This window comes from Sulfitobacter sp. F26169L (genome assembly GCF_026410285.1).
In the GTDB taxonomy this organism is placed as follows: domain Bacteria; phylum Pseudomonadota; class Alphaproteobacteria; order Rhodobacterales; family Rhodobacteraceae; genus Sulfitobacter.
Genome location: NZ_JAPMLP010000004.1, coordinates 76,583 through 96,950 on the forward strand (window position 1 = coordinate 76,583; position 20,368 = coordinate 96,950).

The 20,368-nt window shown below is 56.9% G+C and carries 16 protein-coding genes; all 16 read left to right on the forward strand.

From position 1 onward, the window contains the following. Positions 1-127 precede the first annotated feature (127 nt). The 16 genes from OS189_RS09560 (at position 128) to OS189_RS09635 (ending at position 20,347) form a co-directional block, all read left to right on the forward strand. The gene (locus tag OS189_RS09560; protein ID WP_267167089.1) at positions 128-1,252 is read left to right on the forward strand and encodes a carbon-nitrogen hydrolase family protein; all 1,125 of its coding nucleotides are present in this window, start codon (positions 128-130) and stop codon (positions 1,250-1,252) included. Between the two features lie 82 nt (positions 1,253-1,334). Beyond that, positions 1,335-4,100 carry an aminotransferase class I/II-fold pyridoxal phosphate-dependent enzyme gene (locus tag OS189_RS09565; RefSeq protein ID WP_267167090.1) on the forward strand — a complete coding sequence of 922 codons (2,766 nt, stop codon included), beginning with the start codon at positions 1,335-1,337 and terminating at the stop codon, positions 4,098-4,100. Between the two features lie 22 nt (positions 4,101-4,122). After that, complete coding sequence (locus OS189_RS09570; RefSeq protein WP_416237470.1) at positions 4,123-5,580, forward strand: biotin carboxylase; 1,458 nt, start codon at positions 4,123-4,125, stop codon at positions 5,578-5,580. A gap of 90 nt (positions 5,581-5,670) precedes the next feature. After that, on the forward strand, positions 5,671-6,645 hold the full coding sequence (locus OS189_RS09575; protein ID WP_267167091.1) for a C45 family autoproteolytic acyltransferase/hydrolase: 975 nt from the start codon (positions 5,671-5,673) through the stop codon (positions 6,643-6,645). 149 nt (positions 6,646-6,794) lie between these two features. Next, positions 6,795-7,439, forward strand: coding sequence for a paraquat-inducible protein A (locus OS189_RS09580; protein ID WP_416237471.1), 645 nt, complete (start codon positions 6,795-6,797; stop codon positions 7,437-7,439). Beyond that, on the forward strand, positions 7,406-8,056 hold the full coding sequence (locus tag OS189_RS09585) for a paraquat-inducible protein A (RefSeq protein ID WP_267167093.1): 651 nt from the start codon (positions 7,406-7,408) through the stop codon (positions 8,054-8,056). Before OS189_RS09580 ends, OS189_RS09585 begins: the two co-directional genes overlap by 34 nt. Beyond that, on the forward strand, positions 8,049-10,139 hold the full coding sequence (locus OS189_RS09590) for a PqiB family protein (protein ID WP_267167094.1): 2,091 nt from the start codon (positions 8,049-8,051) through the stop codon (positions 10,137-10,139). The genes OS189_RS09585 and OS189_RS09590 overlap by 8 nt, the downstream gene beginning before the upstream one ends. 1 nt (position 10,140) lies before the next feature. Continuing rightward, complete coding sequence (locus OS189_RS09595) at positions 10,141-10,698, forward strand: PqiC family protein (RefSeq protein WP_267167095.1); 558 nt, start codon at positions 10,141-10,143, stop codon at positions 10,696-10,698. Positions 10,699-10,743: 45 nt separating this feature from the next. Then, positions 10,744-11,232 carry an SsrA-binding protein SmpB gene (smpB, locus tag OS189_RS09600; RefSeq protein WP_267167096.1) on the forward strand — a complete coding sequence of 163 codons (489 nt, stop codon included), beginning with the start codon at positions 10,744-10,746 and terminating at the stop codon, positions 11,230-11,232. 149 nt (positions 11,233-11,381) lie between these two features. Further along, positions 11,382-12,236, forward strand: coding sequence for a 3-mercaptopyruvate sulfurtransferase (sseA, locus tag OS189_RS09605; RefSeq protein ID WP_267167097.1), 855 nt, complete (start codon positions 11,382-11,384; stop codon positions 12,234-12,236). Beyond that, positions 12,236-13,420, forward strand: a complete 1,185-nt coding sequence (locus OS189_RS09610) for an amino acid aminotransferase (RefSeq protein ID WP_267167098.1) — start codon at positions 12,236-12,238, stop codon at positions 13,418-13,420. Before sseA ends, OS189_RS09610 begins: the two co-directional genes overlap by 1 nt. A gap of 192 nt (positions 13,421-13,612) precedes the next feature. After that, the gene (locus OS189_RS09615; RefSeq protein ID WP_267167099.1) at positions 13,613-15,853 is read left to right on the forward strand and encodes a transglycosylase domain-containing protein; all 2,241 of its coding nucleotides are present in this window, start codon (positions 13,613-13,615) and stop codon (positions 15,851-15,853) included. Between the two features lie 155 nt (positions 15,854-16,008). Continuing rightward, positions 16,009-17,745 carry a type I secretion system permease/ATPase gene (locus OS189_RS09620; RefSeq protein ID WP_267167100.1) on the forward strand — a complete coding sequence of 579 codons (1,737 nt, stop codon included), beginning with the start codon at positions 16,009-16,011 and terminating at the stop codon, positions 17,743-17,745. Next, positions 17,742-19,046 (forward strand): HlyD family type I secretion periplasmic adaptor subunit, encoded by a 1,305-nt coding sequence (locus OS189_RS09625; protein ID WP_267167101.1) that lies wholly within the window; start codon positions 17,742-17,744, stop codon positions 19,044-19,046. Before OS189_RS09620 ends, OS189_RS09625 begins: the two co-directional genes overlap by 4 nt. A gap of 72 nt (positions 19,047-19,118) precedes the next feature. After that, positions 19,119-19,577 (forward strand): RidA family protein, encoded by a 459-nt coding sequence (locus OS189_RS09630; protein WP_267167102.1) that lies wholly within the window; start codon positions 19,119-19,121, stop codon positions 19,575-19,577. Then, positions 19,574-20,347: a glycerophosphodiester phosphodiesterase family protein gene (locus OS189_RS09635; RefSeq protein ID WP_267167103.1), complete on the forward strand. Its 774-nt coding sequence runs from the start codon at positions 19,574-19,576 to the stop codon at positions 20,345-20,347. Before OS189_RS09630 ends, OS189_RS09635 begins: the two co-directional genes overlap by 4 nt. The last annotated feature ends 21 nt before the right edge of the window (positions 20,348-20,368 follow it).

Below are 20,368 nucleotides of genomic sequence, written 5' to 3' on the forward strand. Positions count from 1 at the left end.
CGCAGCTGACATATGTGCGAACAAACGCCGTTACGGCACAGGCTCGCTTGGGCTGTTTCACTCTCCCGTCAAAGGGCGTATGGATCAGGGCAAACGGCATGTGCCGTAATCCCCGGAGTGAGCAAATATGACCCCTTTCGCAATCGCAGGCGTACAGATGTACGTCAACGCCCTGCAACCCAACGTCGATGGTATGATCCATCGCCTTGATATCCTGATGGCACGGTTTCCGTGGACGCAGATGGTTCTGTTTTCCGAGCTGGCGCCTTTCGGCCCGCTGGACCAATACGCCCTGCCGCCCCACAACGAAGCGCTGGAGAAGTTTCAGGCGGCCGCCGCCAAGCATGGTGTCTGGCTGATACCGGGATCGATGTTTATCACCGACCCCGACGATGGCCGCATCTATAACACGTCGTTTGTGATTAACCCCGCGGGCGAGATCATTCGCCGCTATGCAAAGATGTTCCCGTTCCGCCCGTATGAAAGCGGGATTGCGGCAGGGACCGATTTTTGCGTGTTCGACGTGCCCGAAGTGGGCCGGTTCGGTCTGTCGATCTGTTATGACATGTGGTTCCCGGAAACCACACGCCAGTTGACCAGCCAAGGTGTTGAGGTGCTTTTGCACCCCGTCCTGACAGGCACCACAGACCGTGACGCAGAGCTCGCGATTGCACGGGCCACCGCAGCGCAATTCCAGTGCTATGTCATTGATGTGAACGGTTTGGGCGCAGGTGGCGTTGGTAAATCATGTGTGGTTGATCCTACGTCCATGGTGCTGCACCAGTCCGCCGGTCAGGAAGACATGTTCCCGATCGAGGTTGATCTGGACATGGTGCGTCGCCAGCGCGAAACGGGCATGAAAGGTCTGGGGCAGGTTCTTAAATCCTTCCGCGACCGTTCTACCGATTTCTCGGTTTATGATCGCGCCAGCGGCACAGACGCCTATCTGAAGACGCTTGGCCCGCTTGCCATCCCGCAAAAAGGTGCAACGGCAGGACTGGAAGCGCCAGAGCCTGCAACGCGCCTGACCCAAACCCAAACTTTTGGGCGCGGCAACGATAGCCTGCCCAGCATCGGCTATAAGCAACCACCCGCCTTTGCGCCCGAGCCTTTGCCGAATCCATCGGCCGGCACTGTAAATCCGGAAGCCGAACCAGCTCCAGCCGCCGCACCTGCGGCAGCACTACCCAACCCACCTGTTAAACCCGGTATCCTGACCGGCACGGCAGAGACTGATAAATCCAGCGGCTAGGTCCGTGATTGAACGGGGCAGGCATCGGTCTGCCCCGCAACATCGAAGGGCCAGCTGCGCAGCAATCTGCGGAGAGCGACCGATGACTTCGATGAAAGACTATTCTTCTGCCATTCAATTGCGATCAGACCGCTGGAGCGCGTTGCGCGAAGCGACCAGCGCACTGACCCGTAATCCCGGCGCGGGGGAGATGGCGCAATTGCGTCACACCGTAGAATCCCTGTTTGAATCCCTTAGCACGATGGAGGCTTATTGGGCCTTTCCGGGCAAACACGCATTTGCGTTGATCCGGCGCCATTTCGAGCAGGGCAAACTGGACGATGTCAGCTTTGCTGTGAACAGGATCACGCGCGCACTGACCACCGGCGCGTATCGGCGCCGCTCGATCCCGCTGGAGCGCGACAGCGTTGATCAGGAAGAGCAGGACGACGAAGCACACCACAGCCCCGAGATGCGCGCGCTGTCCAAACCCTATTTCGAAGTACTGATTGTCGACAGCGTAAACGAGCATCAGGAACGCTGGCTGAAAACCAATGTCACAAGCATGCGCCGCCCCGAAGACCAGTTTATCTACGAAGCTGTTGTTGTGCCGTCGATTGAGGATGCGCTGATTGCGGTGCTGTTCAATCACAACATTCAGGCGATCGTTGTGCGCCCCGGACTGGTGCTACATTCTGCGAATGTGGAAGAAATTCTGGCACGTCATCTGGCCCGTGCCGGTGGCCGCGATGAGATTGACGCGATCCCGCCTGAAAACTACGGCCCCGAATTGTGCCGTATGATTGCGCGGGTGCGGCCGGAACTGGACGCCTATCTGGTGACCGAGCGTTCGGTAGAGGATATCGCGGGTCTTGATCTGGGGATATGCCGCCGCGTTTTCTACAACTCCGAAGATTTTATGGAGCTGCACCTGAATATCCTGCGCGGCGTTCAGGCGCGTAACAAATCGCCGTTTTTCACTGCATTGGTAGAGTACTCCAAGCAGCCCACCGGCGTTTTCCACGCGATGCCGATCAGCCGCGGAAAATCCATCACGCGCTCGCACTGGATTCAGGACATGGGCGCGTTTTACGGACCGAACATTTTTCTTGCAGAAACATCGGCAACCTCAGGCGGGCTGGACAGCCTGCTGGAGCCGAGTGGCCCGATCAAGGAAGCGCAAGAGCTTGCCTCGCGCGCGTTCGGCTCAAAGCAGACATTTTTTGCTACAAACGGCACGTCGACCTGCAACAAGATCGTTGTGCAGGCCCTGCTAAAGCCGGGAGACATTGTGCTGGTGGACCGTGATTGTCACAAATCGCACCACTACGGCATGGTGCTTTCGGGCGCGCAGGTGAGTTATCTCGACAGTTATCCGCTCAACAAATACTCGATGTATGGTGCGGTGCCCTTGCGTGACATCAAGGAACGTCTGCTGGAGATGAAAGCACAGGGCAAGCTGGACCGTGTGCGGATGCTGCTGCTGACCAACTGCACCTTTGACGGTCTGGTGTATAACGTCGAGCGTGTGATGCAGGAATGTCTGGCGATCAAGCCGGATCTGATTTTCCTGTGGGACGAGGCGTGGTTTGCTTTTGCCCGTTTCAATCCCACCTACCGCCAGCGCACCGCGATGAACGCGGCAAACGTGTTGCGCGCACGGTTCAAGACGGACCAGCACCGCGAGGCGTATGAGGCGCAGCAGGCGGAGTTGAAGGATGCCGACACAGAGACCTTGCTGAAAACACGGCTTATCCCGGCGCCGACATCGCGGGTGCGGGCGTATTCCACGCAATCCACACACAAGACGCTGACGTCATTGCGACAGGGTTCCATGATCCACGTGAACGATCAGGACTTCAAGGGTGAGGTCGAGCAGAGCTTTCACGAAGCGTATATGACGCATACGTCAACTTCTCCTAACTACCAGATCATTGCATCGCTTGATGTGGGGCGCAGGCAGGTGGAACTGGAAGGGTTCGAATTTGTACAGCGCCAGATCGAAGCGGCTATGTCGATGCGACGTGCGTTGTCGGATCACCCGCTGCTGCAAAAGTATTTCAAGGTGCTGACGGCGGGGGATATGATCCCCGAAGAGCATCGCGAAAGCGGCGTCACCAGCTATTATGACGCCGAGCAGGGCTGGACCGATCTGTGGGATTGTTGGGAGCGCGACGAGTTTGTGCTGGATGCCTCGCGCGTGACATTGCTGGTCGGTGGCACTGGTTGGGACGGGGATACGTTCAAGAACAAGGTGTTGATGGATAAATACGGCATCCAGATCAACAAGACCTCCCGTAATACGGTCCTGTTTATGACCAATATCGGCACCACGCGTTCCAGCGTGGCGTATCTGATCGAAGTGCTGGTGGAAATCGCCAAATCGCTGGACGAATTGAACGATGACGCCAGTGGCATGGAGAAGATCAGCTTTGACCGCCGTGTCAAAAACCTGTTGGAAGACTATCCGCCGCTGCCCGACTTCAGCCGCTTTCACAAAGCGTTCCTGGAAAGCGGCAACAGCCGCGAAGGGGATATTCGCACGGCATTCTTCCTCGCCTACGACGACAAGAATTGCGACTATCTGGAGCTTGACGGATCTTTGAAGGAGGCGATGGCACGGGGGGAGACGATTGTATCTGCCAGCTTTATCATTCCGTACCCGCCCGGCTTTCCTATTCTGGTGCCGGGGCAGGTGATCAGTCAGGAAATCCTGAGTTTCATGCGCGCGCTCGATGTGAGCGAAATTCACGGCTATCGGCCCGATCTGGGCTTGAGGGTCTTCACGCAAGAGGCGCTGGAAGGTGCAGGTGCAAAGCAAACAGCGGCTGAAACGTCCGCTAAATCATCCAAAAAAGCTTCGGCTTAACCAAAAGACAAGGAGCAAAATTATGGCTACCGTTCTTAGAAACATTTCTGAAATACGCCGGTTCTTTCATCGCAATGAAGACCCGATTTATTTCATCTCCGCGACCAACTTTAACCTGCTGGGCCTTGATGAGTGGGTGAAGAATTTCAAATACATTTGTTATATTGATTGCTACGGCGGCAAACATCCGAACGTGTTCTGCCCGTCCGAGCAGCCGCATGCCGAATTCCAGTCTATCGAAGACATCAACAATTATCTGCTGCAACATAAGGAAGTTATCGATTTCATCAAAAAGCGCGGCGGCAAGCCGAAATTTGTATTCTTGATGTTTGACGAGGAAACCGAGCGTTTGTCAAAGGAACTGGGGGCGGATGTATGGTTCCCCAAGGCAAAGCTGCGCCAGTCCATGGATAACAAGATCGAAACCGTGCGGATCGGTAACAAGGCGGGTGTGCCCTCTGTGCCGAACACGCTGGCGGAAGTGAAGTCTTATGAAGACCTTCGCAAAACCTGTGAGAAGGCAGGGCTTGGCCATGATCTGGTGCTGCAATCAGCGTTTGGTGACAGTGGCCACACCACGTTCTTCATTAAAAACGAGGCCGATTTCCGCCGCCACCAGTCCGAGATCATCGGCGAGGGCGAAATCAAGATCATGAAGCGGATCAATTGCCGTGGTGCCGCGATTGAAGCGTGTGCCACCAAGGAAGGCACCATTGTCGGCCCGTTGATGACTGAACTGGTCGGCTTTAACGAGCTTACGCCCTATCGCGGCGGCTGGTGCGGGAATGAAATTCTGTCGACGGCGTTTCCGCCGAAGGTGCGCCAACAGGCGCGCGACCTGACGTTCAAATTTGGCGAGCAGTTGCGCAAGGAAGGGTATCGCGGGTATTTCGAGCTGGACTTCCTGATTGACAAAAAGACCGGCGATCTGTGGCTGGGGGAGTTGAACCCGCGGATCACGGGTGCTTCGTCGATGACCAACCATGCGGCGTTTGCGCATGCGGATGCGCCGTTGTTTCTGTTCCACCTGCTTGAATTCTCGAAGAAGAAATTCAATCTTGATGTGGATGAATTGAACGCGCGCTGGTCTGATCCTGCCAACATCGACAGCTGGAGCCAGATGGTGATCAAGCACACCAAGGACAGTGTGGATATCTGTACCGAAGCACCCGAAACCGGCATCTACCGGATGCGCGAGGACGGCACAGTTGTTTGGGACCGCTTTGACTATCACCGCCGCGCTGTAGAGAGCGAGAACGAAGCATTCTTTCTGCGGATCCTGCAGCCGGGGGATTACCGCTATGAGGGGGCCGACATCGGTATCCTTGTGACGCGGGGGCGGTCGATGACCAAAAGTTTCCAGTTGAACGAACGGGCGAAAAAATGGATCCACGGGATCAAAAGCAAAGTTGAGGGTGCGCCGTTGCCCGTTGCGGCGGCAGATCCGAACCTGTCTGATCCGGCGTTCAAGATCCTGTAATCCGAACTGCGTTACGGAGCCTGCTACATCGTTTGAACCGCCGTTTCGGGCGGGGATGCGGTAGCCTCCGTTCGTTTTAGAAAGGCCGCTATGTACTGGCGTGCAATTTCAGAGGATTTACCCGGCCCGAAGTGGGCCGGGCTTTTCCGTGAATATTGGTCCGATTATCGGGCATGGTGGCTCAAGGAGGGTGAGACTGCCCGCCCGACCTATGCCGAAAGTCTGCGTGCCCTACGCACCCACATGCCGGAAATGGTGCCGCTGTATGAGGAGTTGTGTGAACTGGCAGGTGGCGGTGATCATGCCGCACGGTTCCTGAGCTTTTATACTCCCCCGCCCTATCTGGCGAGCTGTTCGCAGGCGATCTGGGCAGGCAAGCAGCCCGTGATGGTGCGCAATTATGATTACAATCCGCACGCATTTGACAGCCTTGTGTTGCGCACACGCTGGATGGGGCGTGCGGTGATGGGCACGTCCGACGGACTATGGGGTCTTGTTGACGGGGTGAACGACAAAGGCTTGTCGATCTCGCTCACCTTCGGGGGGCGGCGCGTGGTGGGTGAGGGGTTCGGCGTGCCGCTGATCCTGCGCTATGTTTTGCAAATCTGCGAAACGGCGGAAGAAGCGGGTGAAGTGCTGGCGCGCGTGCCAACCCATATGAGCTATAACGTGACGATACTGGACCGGAAGCGGGATTACCTGACCGTAATGATGGCACCCGACCGCCCTGCGGTGATCACCAATGCGGCAGTGGCAACCAACCATCAGGAAAACGTGGAATGGATCAGTCACGCGCGTTTCACCGCCACGGTCGAACGCGAGCGGTTTTTGCTGCAACGCCTGCGTCTGCACCAAGACCCCGAGGAAAAATTCATCAACGCATTCTTGCAGCCGCCGCTTTATTCAACGGCCTTCCGACAAGGGTTTGGCACGCTTTACACTGCCGTGTACCGTCCGCGCAAAAAGGAGATGGAGTTACGCTGGCCCGGTGTGGTCTGGCCGCTATCGCTAAAGAACTTTGAGGAAGGTGCGCGAGAAGTTCTCCTGCCCGGTGTGACAAAATGAAAGATACTGAAATCTATCAATGACTGTAACGCGCATGCGTGCGAGGAAATATCATTTCAGTTTAGTGTGATAGAACGGGTGTAGGTCGGGCGAGGCCGTTCACGAAAATGGGAGTGTTACACCCCCCGCGATACCGTTATATGTGGCGCATGTCTGACGCCATGAACCTAACGAAGACGCCACTTGAAGAACTCATAGTGTGCCCTATTTGCGATGCAACCTATCAGTTGCAGCGTCCCAAGGCGGGCGAGCGGGCAGTTTGTGTGAGATGTCATAAAGTATTGATCGCGCCGCGCTACAAGGCCGGTATGCAGATCATCGCCATTGCGATTGCATCCGTTGTGCTGGTGATCGCGGCGAGCGTTTTTCCGTTTCTTGAGATTTCAGTGGCGGGGCGCACGAATGCGGTGTCCATCCTGGATGCGGCACTGTCGTTTACGAGGGGGCCGATGCTGGTGCTGGCGCTGCTGACGGCGGGGTTTATCATCTTTGTGCCGCTGTTGCGGATGCTGCTGACGCTGTACGTGCTGATCCCTGTTGTGCTTGACCGTCCTGCGGCGAAACACGCCGTCTGGGCGTTTCGCATATCAGAGGCGATGCGCCCGTGGTCAATGGCAGAGATTTTTGCGCTAGGATGTGCGGTAGCATTGGTGAAAGTAGCCGATCTGGCAACTGTCAGTTTTGGTCCTGCGTTCTGGATGTTTGGTGTTTTGGTGGTGTTGGTCATCGCGCAAGACGGGTTTATGTGTAAGTGGTCGGTATGGAATTCACTGGAATACCCCAAAAAACGGTAACCGCCCGTGAGGCCGGGCTGGTTGCGTGTACGCGGTGTAACCGCGCCTGGCCGTTGGGCACAGATGTTTGCAGGCGCTGTGGCAAAACTCTTGTGTCGCGCGATGTATTCAGTTTGCAAAAAGTCTGGGCGCTGTGGCTGGTCGGACTGATGTGTTATGTGCCGGCCAACATGTACCCGATGCTGCGTACCCAACAATTGTTTACAGTGGATGAAAGTACGATCATTGGCGGCGCAGTCGATCTGGCCCACTATGGTGCTTTCGGGATTGCAGCGGTCATTCTTGTGGCGTCGGTTGTGATCCCGCTGGGTAAATTCTGGGCGATTGCGTTTCTGGCCGTGAGTGTGCGCAGCAAAGGAACGTTTGCCTCGGGCAAGCGGCTGTTGATGTATGAAATCGTCGAATATATCGGCCGCTGGTCGATGATTGACATCTTTGTCGTTGCGATTTTGTCCGCGCTCGTGCAACTGCAAGGCTTGGCATCTATCACACCGGGGCCTGCTGCCTTCTTTTTTGCACTCTCTGTTATTTTTACCATGCTATCGGCGCAAGCTTTCGATCCGCGTATGATCTGGGATGCTCAGTCCGAAGACGATAAGGCCTTTGAAAATGTCTGATATCCCCCCTAAAGTTACAATCAAACCTGCGCAGAAAAAGCGCGTATCGGGTGCTTCCTTTATCTGGATTATTCCGCTGATGGCATTGGTCGTTGCGTTCGGCGTGGCGTGGCAGTCCTACAACGCGCGGGGCCCTGTGATTGTAGTGAATTTTGCCGATGGTGCTGGAATCGCCGCTGGCGAAACGAAACTGAAGTATCGCGATATTGTCGTCGGCGAAGTAGAAGAAGTCAGCTTTAGCGAAGGACTGGCCCAGGTCGAAGCGCATATCCGGCTGAAGAAGAATATCGCGCCCTATGTCGATGCAAGTTCGGTGTTCTGGATTGTCCAGCCCGAGGTGACAGCGCAGGGCGTAAGCGGCCTTAGCACTGTGCTCAGCGGTGTGTATATCGAAGGGTCATGGGATCGCGAGATCGGCGATACGGCCACCACCTTCCGCGGTTCTGATGTGGCCCCGTTGATCAAACCGGGCGATGGGGGATTGCAGATTGCTTTCCGCACCACCTCGAATGGCACGCTGACTGACAATGCGCCGATCATGTTTCGTGGTATTCAGGTGGGGCAGATCGGGCGTGCGCAAATTGCGCGCAGCGGTGCCTTTGCGATTACCGAAGGTCTGATTTACGAGCAGCACCGCCATTTGATCAACTCATCTACCCGATTCTGGGATACATCGGGCTTTAGCTTTTCTGTAGGGCCATCGGGGGCTGAAATCGACTTTTCCTCGCTGGCGACCTTGCTGGGTGGTGGTATTACGTTTGATACATTTGTGTCGGGTGGTGATGACGCGCGCGACGGCGAGGTATTCGAGGTTCACCCCGACAAAGAAACCGCGCGAAACAGCCTGTTCACGGTGTCCGAGGTCGAGCCGTTGCAGATGAGCGTGATTTTTGATGAAAACGTGTCCGGTCTGGCCGTTGGCGCACCGGTAGAGTTGAACGGCTTTCGCATTGGTTCTGTAGATAGCCTGTCGGGTATTGTTGATTTCAACCAATTCGGTGATAGCCGTGTGCGGTTGAATGTTACGGTGTCGATCCAGCCTGCGCGCCTTGGCTTGCCGGGAGATGTTTCTGCCGATGCCGCGCTGCGCTTGCTGCAAGACCGCGTTGCCAATGGGCTGAGGGCGCGGCTTGCCTCTGTCAGCCTGCTTACGGGCGGTTTGAAGGTTGAATTGCTGGAAGTAGAGGATGCGCCAGAAGCGCGTCTGGTTGCAAACGGGATAGACCTGCCCATCATGCCGACCACGAAAAGCGAAACTTCGGGCGCGGATGCTGCTGCAACTGTCGAGGGTGTGTTTACACGCATCAACAACCTGCCGATTGAAGAACTGCTGAACAGTGCCATCAACGCGATGAATTCGGCGGATTCGCTGATGTCGAACGCAGATTTGCAAGAAACCCCCGGTGACGTGCGTGCACTGCTGAGCGATCTGTCGGGGATTGTGACGTCGGATGATGTGAAAAACATACCCGTGGCGCTGAATGCAACCCTGACGCGGGTGGAAGCGCTGGTTGCCGAGCTTGAGCAGCAACGCATTGCAGAAACGCTGGGCAAGACCCTGACAGCCGCTTCCGAGGCGGCGGATGCTGTAACGTCGTCAGTTGCGGGTGTGCCCGAACTGGTCGAGGATATCCAGACGGTTGCCGCGAAGGCTGCCGATCTTGAATTTGACAAGCTGATCGAGGAACTTACCTCGCTCACCTCCTCTGCCGAGGCTCTGGTCAGCAGCCCCGATACTGCGCAGCTTCCTGTTGCGTTGAAGGGCGCACTGGACCAGTTGAATGCAACCTTGCGCGAACTACGTGAGGGGGGTGCAGTTGCAAACGTAAACCAGACATTGGCATCCGCGCGCAATGCAGCCGACAGTATCGCTGTTTCGGCGCGTGATCTGCCACAGATGATTGACCGTCTGAACGCCGTGTTTGTACAGGCTGGCCGCACCATTGAGGGTTATAACAAAGGCGACCAGCTCAGCCGCTCTGCGGAGGGCGCGCTGCGTGACATTCAACAAGCTGCCAAAGCGCTGGAAAAGCTGGCGCGAACCATCGAACGAAATCCGAACTCTTTGCTGCTGGGACGATAATATGACATTTATAAAACCAATTGCCGCCGCTGCCGCGCTTGCCTTTCTGGCAGCGTGTGGCGCATCCGACAGGATAGCGGTGCAACCGCCTGCCATTGCTGAAACCATTCGCATCGGGTTTCGCTCTGTCGAGGTGAAAGACGTGTCGCTGCCCAGCTATGCCGCTGCGGACGAGATTGCGCAGCAGGCGCCGGACGGGACGTTGATCACATCCAAAGTGCTTTGGGCGGATTCGCCTGACCGCGCAATCAGTCTGGAGTTGAGCCGCAATCTGGCCCGTTTGACGGGCAAACGGATCGCATCGGAACCCTGGCCGTTTGAGGAGCGCGCAGCGGCCACGCTGGTTGTCCGTTTTTCCGATCTGGTGGCAGGTACGGATGGTACGTTCCGCGCAACTGGCCAGTATTTTGTCGGGGTCTATGAAGCCCGGGAACGTTCGGGCCTTTTCGATCTGAGCATTGCATACGACCCCAAAGGCGGGCCTGTCGCGATTGCAGAGGCACGCGGCAGGATCGTTCTGGATCTAGCGAAATTTGTGGCACGCGAGGGATTGCGCTAGGACCCTCCCTTGCGCGCGGGGCATTCGCGCCCTACATCGCTTGCTATGGCTCAGGTAAAAACATCATCCAAATCCGACCCGAACTACAAGGTCATTGCAGAAAACCGCCGTGCGCGGTTTGATTACGCAATCGAGGAAGATATCGAATGCGGTATCATTCTGGAGGGATCGGAAGTGAAATCCCTGCGTATGGGCGGATCAAACATCGCCGAAAGCTATGCCGCCGTGGAAGATGGCGAGTTGTGGTTGGTTAACAGCTATATCGCGCCTTACAAGCAGGCCCAGACATTCGGACACGAAGAGCGCCGTCGCCGCAAGCTGCTGGTGAGTCGCAAGCAACTGGGTGACCTGTGGCAGGCCACACAGCGCAAGGGCATGACACTGGTGCCGCTGGTGATGTATTTCAACCATCGTGGTAAAGCCAAGATCAAGATCGGGATCGCCAAGGGTAAGAAGTTGCATGACAAGCGTGAAGACGCCGCCAAACGTGACTGGTCGCGGCAGAAATCACGCCTTTTGAAAGACCACGGGTAGGGGGCCAGCCCCCGTCTTTGCCATGGCAAAGACTCCCCCGGGATATTTATGGCCAAAAGAATTAGGGTGCGGGTATGTGTCGGGTAAGCATGCGCTTGCCCCGATATGTCTGGACGCGTATTCAGGGGGCATACTGAAAAGGGGCTGCCATGACTGATGATCCGAAAACACTTGTGTCCACCGAATGGTTGGCAAAACATCTGAAAGATCCCGACTTGCGGGTGCTTGACTGTTCCTGGTATTTGCCTGCGGACGGGCGTGATCCGAAGGCAGAATATAATGAAGCGCATATTCCGGGCGCGCGTTTTTTTGATATTGATGACATCTCGGACGGGCGGTCCAGTTTGCCGCATATGGCGCCTCCGGTTGAGAAGTTCATGTCGCGGTTGCGTGCCATGGGCGTTGGGGACGGTCATCAGGTTGTTGTCTATGACGGGGCGGGCATTTTGTCTGCGCCGCGTGTCTGGTGGCTGTTCAAACTGATGGGGCAGGAAAATGTTGCCGTGTTGGACGGTGGCCTGCCCAAGTGGCTGGCCGAGGATCGCCCGACAGAGGATATGCCGCCGATCCCGCGGGATCGCCATATGACAGTCAGGTTTCAGAATAATCTGGTGCGTGATGTGACGCAGGTGGCGCATGCGTCCAAACTGGGGACCCCACAGATTGTGGATGCGCGTCCGGCAGAGCGGTTTCGGGGAGAGGCGCCAGAGCCGCGGGAAGGATTGCGCGCGGGGCACATCCCCAAGTCGCGTAACGTGCCTTTTGCAACCCTGTTGAATGACGATCAGACGCTCAAACCCGTTGATGAAATCAGAGCGGTATTTGAAGCGGCGGGTATTGATCTGGATGAGCCGGTTGTGACCAGTTGCGGGTCGGGTGTGACGGCGGCAATACTGGCGCTGGCACTGGAGAGGATCGGCCACGACGATTGGTCCTTGTATGACGGATCATGGTCTGAATGGGGGATGTTCCCGACAGTGCCCGTTGCGACGGGAGATGCATGATGTTTGAAAAACTCATGGCGCAGCCCGCCGACAAGATACTGGCACTTATGCAGAGCTATCGCGAAGACCCGCGTAACACAAAAGTCGATCTGGGGGTTGGTGTGTATAAGGATGCCACCGGTCTGACCCCGATCATGCGCGCGGTGAAAGCAGCGGAACACCAACTGTGGGAGAGGCAAGACAGCAAGGTTTATACCGGTCTGACAGGCGATCCGGCATTTTCGGATGCAATGATTGCGCTTGTTCTTGATGATGCCGTGCCGCGCGGCAACGTTGCGGCGGCGGCTACTCCGGGGGGTACGGGGGCGGTTCGTCAGGCGTTTGAAATGATACAGATGGCGCAGCCCGATGCGCGTGTATTTGTGTCTGATCCGACATGGCCGAACCATATTTCGATACTGAATTATCTTGGGATCGAAGTGGTGCCGTACCGTTATTTCGACAACGAAACCCGTGGCGTTGATTTTAACGGGATGATTGAGGATCTTAAAACCGCCCGGAAAGGTGATGTGGTTCTGCTGCATGGTTGCTGCCATAACCCGACCGGGGCAAACCTGAACAGCGCGGAATGGGATGCGGTGATTGCGGCGCTGCAGGAGACTGGCGCGACCCCGATGATTGATATCGCCTATCAAGGATTCGGTGACGGGCTGGATGAAGATGCGGCAGCGACGCGTAAACTTGCGGCCTCTGTGCCGGAGTGTCTGATTGCGGCAAGCTGTTCCAAGAACTTTGGTATCTACCGCGAGCGGACAGGTCTGTTGATGGCGGTGAGTGCGGACAGTAGTGCCACAGCTTTGAACCAAGGAACGCTGGCGTTTCTGAACCGTCAAAATTTCAGTTTTCCGCCCGATCACGGTGCGCGCCTGGTTACGATGATCCTGACGGATGCGACGCTGCGTGCAAATTGGCAGGCCGAACTGGAAGACGTGCGAAAATCAATGTTGAACCTGCGTAGCCAGCTTGCGAGTGAGTTACAGCGCCTGTCAGGATCTGATCGTTTCGGGTTTCTGGCGCAGCACCGCGGCATGTTTTCACGCCTTGGAACGACGCCGGAAATGGTTGAAAAGCTGCGGGCGGATCACGGGATTTACATGGTTGGTGACAGCCGGATGAATATCGCGGGATTGAACGCGCAAACTGTTCCAATTCTTGCCAAGGCGATTGTTGACGCTGGAATTTAGGGGCTATCTTGCGCCTGTGCAAATGTTGAAGCTGCGCATTTGCACGGGCGGCATGCTGTCGAAAGCAACCGTTTGCCCGCATTAGCACAACACCGCGGAAAATTTTTGCGACCAAGGTTTGCATCAGCGCTAAACAATTGTGCATTGGCGGGGTAAGGTGCAAAAAAACAGCAGCCGGGCAGGCCCAACAACATGAGTGACACTCCCAAGCGTAAGCGGCCTTTGGTCGCCGAGAACCGTTATGGCAGCAAAGCCAGAGCAGCGGCAAAATCGGCCGCTAAGCCTAAGCCTAAGCCTAAGCCCAAACCGAAGGCGAAAGACCGCCGTGCGGCCAAACCTGCGCGCAAGCGACGGGGTGGTATTTTGGGTCTGATAAGCGCATTGGCGCGGTGGATCATGCGTCTGATATGGGTGATCACATCCAGATCTGTACTGGTGGGTGCGCTGGTATTGGGACTGATCGTAGGGTATTTCTACACAACTTTGCCACCGCTGGATGATCTGCTCGACGGACGCGCGCGCGGCTCTGTGACGATGCTTGACAACAACGGCGAGGTTTTTGCGTGGCGGGGTGACCAGTTCGGTGGGGTAGTCACCGCGCAGAGCGTTTCACCGCACCTCAAGAACGCGGTGATCGCCACCGAGGACAAGCGGTTTTACAAACACTTCGGCCTCAGTCCACGTGGCATTGCGTCTGCGGTGCGCATCAACCTGAGCGAAGGGCGCGGCCCGTTGTCGGGGCATGGTGGTTCTACCATCACCCAGCAGACGGCCAAGCTGTTGTGTCTGGGCGAACCGTTTGACCCGACTTCCGGCCAGACCGAAGCGGAGTACGAATCCGAGTGTCGACGGGGATCGCTGAAGCGCAAAGCCAAGGAGGCCGTCTATGCCCTGGCCATGGAAGCAAAATATTCAAAGGACGAGATCCTGTCGATCTACCTGAACCGCGCTTACATGGGGGGCGGTGCGTACGGCGCAGAAGCTGCGGCGCAGCGGTTTTTCGGCAAATCGGCGGCAACGCTTGACCCCGCAGAATCTGCCATGCTGGCCGGATTGTTGACCGCGCCCAGCACCCTTTCGCCGACATCTAACCTTGAGCGGTCGCGCAATCGGGCTGCCACGGTGCTGCGCCTGATGAATGAGCAGGGGTATCTGACGGATGAAGAAGCTGCGATTGCCCAAGCGACACCCGCCACGTTGTCGGATGCTGCCGAAGCGCGGGCGGGGGGCTATTTTGCCGATTGGGTCATGTCCACCGGGCCGGAGTTTTTCACGCGTAAGACAACGGAAGATGTGATCATTCGCACCACGCTGGACCAGCGGATGCAGCGCGCTGCGGTTGAGGGACTTAATTGGGTCTTCGAAAATAAGGTGCGGGAGGGTTCAAAAGCGCAAGCCGCCATCGTGGTGATGAGCGCGGATGGCGCCGTGCGTGCCATGGTGGGCGGGCGCAAAACCAAAGTATCAGGGGCGTTTAACCGTGCAACCCAAGCGTTGCGCCAGACCGGATCGGCATTCAAACCGTTTGTCTATGCCGCCGCGCTTGATCTTGGGTATTCGCCCAATAATCTGGTGGATGATAGCCCGTATTGCATCAATATACCCGGATCGGGGCAATGGTGTCCGCGCAACTACACCAACAGGTTTGTCGGGCAGACTACGTTGACCAATGCGCTGGCGCAGTCGCTGAATATCCCGGCGGTCAGGATATCGGAATCCGTGGGGCGTGAGACTGTCAGCGCGGTTGCCTCGCAATTTGGTATCAAGAACGATTTGGCGGCGGGGCCCGCCTTGGCGCTTGGATCATCCGAAAGCACATTGATTGAAATGACCGGCGCGTTTGCAGGTATCCTCAATGGCGGTTCATCCGTGACGCCTTTCGGCTTGATTGATCTGCGTCTGCGCGGCGATGCAGAGCCGCTGATGGGCACAGGCGGCGGTATCGGCGAGCGGGTGATACAGGAAAGCGCGGCAGGGCAGCTTATTTATATGATGGAAAAGGTCGTGTCCGAAGGGACGGGCCAGCGTGGCCAATTCGGTGGCCGCCAACTGGCGGGCAAAACCGGCACAACCTCGGCTGCAAAAGACGCGTGGTTCATCGGGTTCTCTGCGGATTATGTCGCTGGTGTCTGGATGGGATATGACGATAACACCCCGCTGAAGGGCGTGACAGGCGGCGGCCTGCCCACCGAAATTTGGCGCGAGGTTATGAAGCGGGTCCATGAAGGTGTGCCAGCACGTCCGTTGCCAATGGTGGCCCCTGCACTCGCACAGGTGGTTTTTGACGGCGACGTAAACGAAGTCGCGCCCGCGCCCCAATCCCAACAGCCAAGCCGTCCCACAAACATCATTGATCAGGTGTTGCAGGATATCTTTGGCGGCGGCGGAGGCGGCGGCAGTTCCTCTTCAGGCCCGAACGCAGGCGATAGGTAAGTTGTGGCCTTATGAGAAAAGCCGGACCGGAAAAGAAAGTTGTTAATTGATTGTGTGCTTTAGTACAGTCTGGACGATGTGACGGTGTTGTTTGGCATGCAGTGGCCATTTTGCGACTTGAAGCAGCCGGATGCCGTTTTGTTTGAAAGGTAATTATGCAAACTGATTTGATGAGACGCGGACGCGAGGAATTGCGTGTAGTTCGCAAGCGCAGCCGGATGCTGTATTGGTCCGTTGGCTTGTTCTCGGCGTTTGCGAATTTGCTGATGCTGACGGGCCCCTTGTACATGCTTCAGGTTTATGACCGTGTTCTAGGGTCGGGCAGTCAGGAAACCCTTGTCGCACTGTCGCTGTTGGTTGTGTTTCTTTACAGTGTGATGGGGGTTCTGGATTATACGCGGGGCCGGATCATGGGCCGGATCGGCGCGCGGTTTCAGGACGATCTGGACCGCCGTGTGTTTGACGCGGTTGTGCGCAAATCGGCCGTTGCCCCCGATGTTAAAACAAATGCCAGCCTTGCCGATCTGGAAGCAGTACAGCGGATGATCACCTCGCCAGTGTTGATGTCGGCATTTGATCTGCCATGGACACCGATCTTTTTCGCCGGAATTTTCATGTTCCATTCGTATCTCGGGTACATGGCGCTGGTTGGTGGTGCGGTATTGGTTGTGATTGCTGTGGCAAACCAGTTCCTTTCGCGCGGTGCGCAGGCACGTGCAGGGTACGCTGGCCAGCAGGCATCGGCGATGGCCGACCAGATCCGTACGGAAGCGGAAATGGTGCAGGCCATGGGCATGCGGGATGCCGCATTCACACGTTGGCAAATCGCACGCACCAAGGCGCTGGAAGGGCAGGTGCGCGCTGCAGATGTTGGCGGGACGTTCACGTCGATGACCAAAACGATCCGTCTGTTTTTGCAATCTGCCATGTTGGGCATGGGCGCCTATCTGGTTTTGCAAAACCAACTGACACCTGGTGCGATGATCGCGGGTTCGATCCTGTTGGGCCGTGCGTTGGCCCCCGTTGAAATGATGCTGAACCAGTGGCCGCTGTTGCAACGTGGTGCGGCGGGGTGGACCAATCTGGCCGAGCTTTTGGGCACTGTCCCGCCTGAAGGCCAGCGTACAGAACTGCCCAAGCCGAAGGCATCGCTGATTGCCAAAAACCTGACTGTTGTACCGCCGGGGGAAAAGCAGGCGTCGTTGAAATCTGTATCGTTCAGGGTTGATCCGGGTCAGGCTGTGGGCGTCATCGGGCCATCGGGCGCGGGTAAAACCACCCTTGCGCGCACGCTTACCGGTGTCTGGCGTCCGGCGGGCGGATCTGTCCGGCTGGACGGTGCCGCGCTGGAGCATTACGGCACAGAGACATTAGGCAAACATATCGGATATCTGCCGCAGCGGGTCACCTTGTTTGACGGAACAATCGCGCAAAACATCGCGCGGCTGTCCAATGACAAGGATGACCAGAAAATTGTCGCCGCCGCCAAAATGGCTGCCGCACACGAGATGATACTGGAACTGCCGGATGGCTATGACACGGTTATTCAGGCGGGGCAGGTACGCCTGTCCGGTGGCCAGATGCAGCGGATCGGCCTTGCGCGCGCGCTGTACGACGATCCGGTGATACTGGTGCTGGACGAGCCGAACTCGAACCTCGACAACCTTGGCTCACAAGCATTGAACCAGGCAATCCGTGCGATGAAAGAAGCAGGCCGTTCTGTTTTGATCATGGCGCACAGGCCAGCCGCAATTCAGGAATGTGACACGTTGCTTGTGCTGGATGGCGGAATGCGGATGGCATTTGGTCCGAAGGACGAAGTGCTGAAAGGCATGGTGAAAAATCATCAGGAAATCCAGAAATCGCCCAGTGGCGCAGGAGGTGTCACATGAGCGGCAAGAACAAGTGGACCGCTTGGCGGCCTGTCACTATCGGGATGATCGGCGTTTTGGTCCTTTTCGGCGGTTTCGGGACCTGGTCGGTAATGTCAAACATCGCCGGTGCAATCATCGCTTCGGGCCGGATCGAGGTGGACCGCAACCGTCAGGTTGTGCAGCACGATACCGGCGGAACAGTCTCGGAAATCCATGTGGACGAGGGTGATCTGGTCAAAGCCGGCGATTTGCTGTTGCAACTTGATCCCCAGCAGGCGCGATCGGAACTGACCCTGATCGAGGGGCAGTTGTTTGAATTGATGGCACGGCGGGGCCGTCTTGAGGCGCAGCGCGACGAAGCCGAAACAATCAAGTTTGCCGATGATCTGATCGAGGTTGCGGCGACAAACGAAGATGCCCAAGAACTGATGGATGGCCAGAGCAACCTGTTTTATGCGCGCCGTGACAGTGTCGCGCGCGAGATTGAGCAACTGGGCAAGCAGCGCAACCAGATTGAAGACCAGATCAAGGGGATCAACGCCCAAGAAGCCTCTCTTGTGACGCAATTGGAGTTGATCGAACAACAGTTGACCAGTCAGGAAAAGCTGTTGTCGCAAGGGTTGGCGCAGATGGCATCGGTGCTGGGGCTGCAACGTGAAAAGGCGCGCCTGACAGGCGAAATCGGCAGGCTGATTGCCACGCGCGCGCAGGCCGAGGGCCGGATTACCGAGATCGAGATTGTGGGCCTGAAACTTGGCACATCCGGTCGGGAAGAGGCGATATCGCAATTGCGCGAAACCCGCTTCCGGGAGCTGGCACTTGCCGAGCAGCGTCGTGCATTGCTTGCCACGATTGACCGTTTGGACATCCGCGCGCCGGTATCGGGCATTGTCTATTCCCTTCAGGTGACCACCCCCCGTTCGGTGATCCGCCCAGCCGAACCGCTGATGTTTCTGGTGCCACAGGACCGCCCGCTGGTAATTGCCGCACAGGTCAACCCCACCAATATCGACGAAATATCTGTCGGGCAGGAAGTAAACCTGCGCATGTCCGCGATGGATCAGCGCACCACGCCCGAATTGAAAGGCCGTGTCATGCTGATCTCGGCGGATGCGCTTGAGGATCAGGTCACAGGGGGGAGGTATTTCCGCGCTGAAATCACCCTCTCCCCCGGAGAGATCGAGCGGTTGCCGGAAGGGACACAACTGTTGCCCGGAATGCCGGTGGATGCGTTTATCAAAACCGGTGACCGATCTCCGCTGACGTACCTGTTGAAACCCGTCACGGACTATTTTGTGAAGTCGTGGCGTGAAAGCTGATCTGAGGGCCTTTCGCACAGAGCACATCAACGCTAGCGTCTGGCAAAACAACCGTATCAAAGGAGTATATCCATGAGCATTGCAAAACGTCTGGCCGATCAAGGCATCACACTGCCCGACGCGGCCGCCCCCGCAGCAAATTATGTGCCATATGTACAGACAGGTAGCACCCTGTATGTTTCCGGCCAGATATCGCGCAACGATGATGGTCTGATTGTCGGCGTTCTGGGCGATAACATGAGCGTTGAAGACGGTGCCGCGGCCGCCAAAACCTGCGCGCTCTATTTGCTGGCACAAGTAAAGGCTGCTTGTGGTGGTGACCTTGACCGGCTCAAGCGTGTGGTAAAGCTGACAGGCTTTGTAAACTCCACAAAAGACTTCAAAGAGCAGCCACAGGTTATCAACGGATGTTCCGACTTTTTGGTCGAAGCGTTGGGCGATGCGGGGCGTCACGCACGCTCGGCCGTTTCTGCGGGGGCATTGCCGCTGGGTGTTGCTGTTGAAATCGAAGGCATCTTCGAAATCTCATGACGACCGGACCCGTTTTGCCGTCCAGCTTCGCGCGGGTGCCACTGGCGCACCGCGCATTGCACGATGTCTCTGACGGTCGGCCTGAAAACTCCCGCGCGGCAATCCGCGCGGCGATTGATGCGGGCTACGGTATAGAAATCGATGTGCAATTAAGTGCGGACGACGTCGCAATGGTGTTCCATGACTATCACCTCGGTCGTCTGGCAGAGGCGGAAGGCCCTGTGCGCCAGTTTGATGCGCAAGATCTGCGCCAGACGATGCTGCGCGGCGGGGATGAGGGTATTCCCGATCTGGAAGAGGTGCTTGCGCTGGTTGACGGACAGGTGCCATTGCTGGTCGAGTTGAAGGATCAGGACGGTTCTATGGGCACCAACATTGGCGCGCTGGAGCATGCCGCCGCGCGCGTGCTGGCGGATTATCGCGGTGATGTGGGCGTGATGTCGTTCAACCCCAATTCGGTTGCGATGATGCAGCAGCTTTGCCCGAATGTGGCGCGCGGCATAACAACATCGGCTTACCTGCCCGAAGACTGGCCGCTGCCCGAGGCGGTTTGTGCGCGGTTGCGTGATATTCCCGATTACGACCGCGTGGGCGCGTCCTTTATTAGTCATGAAGTTGATGATCTGGATCGCGCGCGTGTACGCAGCTTGAAACAGGCGGGGGCCTTTATCTGTTGCTGGACCGTGCGCAGCACAAAAGAAGAAGCGCAGGCGCGGCGTATTGCCGACACCATCACCTTTGAAGGGTACAGCGCAGCAATACCGGATTGACAGGCGCGCCTTGAACATTGC

What these genes read in the sequence shown, in the direction of transcription:
- OS189_RS09560 (WP_267167089.1), top strand. Translation starts at nt 128, where the DNA reads ATGACCCCTTTCGCAATCGCAGGCGTACAGATGTACGTCAACGCCCTG.
- OS189_RS09565 (WP_267167090.1), top strand. Translation starts at nt 1,335, where the DNA reads ATGACTTCGATGAAAGACTATTCTTCTGCCATTCAATTGCGATCAGAC.
- OS189_RS09570 (WP_416237470.1), top strand. Translation starts at nt 4,123, where the DNA reads ATGGCTACCGTTCTTAGAAACATTTCTGAAATACGCCGGTTCTTTCAT.
- OS189_RS09575 (WP_267167091.1), top strand. Translation starts at nt 5,671, where the DNA reads ATGTACTGGCGTGCAATTTCAGAGGATTTACCCGGCCCGAAGTGGGCC.
- OS189_RS09580 (WP_416237471.1), top strand. Translation starts at nt 6,795, where the DNA reads ATGTCTGACGCCATGAACCTAACGAAGACGCCACTTGAAGAACTCATA.
- OS189_RS09585 (WP_267167093.1), top strand. Translation starts at nt 7,406, where the DNA reads ATGGAATTCACTGGAATACCCCAAAAAACGGTAACCGCCCGTGAGGCC.
- OS189_RS09590 (WP_267167094.1), top strand. Translation starts at nt 8,049, where the DNA reads ATGTCTGATATCCCCCCTAAAGTTACAATCAAACCTGCGCAGAAAAAG.
- OS189_RS09595 (WP_267167095.1), top strand. Translation starts at nt 10,141, where the DNA reads ATGACATTTATAAAACCAATTGCCGCCGCTGCCGCGCTTGCCTTTCTG.
- smpB (WP_267167096.1), top strand. Translation starts at nt 10,744, where the DNA reads ATGGCTCAGGTAAAAACATCATCCAAATCCGACCCGAACTACAAGGTC.
- sseA (WP_267167097.1), top strand. Translation starts at nt 11,382, where the DNA reads ATGACTGATGATCCGAAAACACTTGTGTCCACCGAATGGTTGGCAAAA.
- OS189_RS09610 (WP_267167098.1), top strand. Translation starts at nt 12,236, where the DNA reads ATGTTTGAAAAACTCATGGCGCAGCCCGCCGACAAGATACTGGCACTT.
- OS189_RS09615 (WP_267167099.1), top strand. Translation starts at nt 13,613, where the DNA reads ATGAGTGACACTCCCAAGCGTAAGCGGCCTTTGGTCGCCGAGAACCGT.
- OS189_RS09620 (WP_267167100.1), top strand. Translation starts at nt 16,009, where the DNA reads ATGCAAACTGATTTGATGAGACGCGGACGCGAGGAATTGCGTGTAGTT.
- OS189_RS09625 (WP_267167101.1), top strand. Translation starts at nt 17,742, where the DNA reads ATGAGCGGCAAGAACAAGTGGACCGCTTGGCGGCCTGTCACTATCGGG.
- OS189_RS09630 (WP_267167102.1), top strand. Translation starts at nt 19,119, where the DNA reads ATGAGCATTGCAAAACGTCTGGCCGATCAAGGCATCACACTGCCCGAC.
- OS189_RS09635 (WP_267167103.1), top strand. Translation starts at nt 19,574, where the DNA reads ATGACGACCGGACCCGTTTTGCCGTCCAGCTTCGCGCGGGTGCCACTG.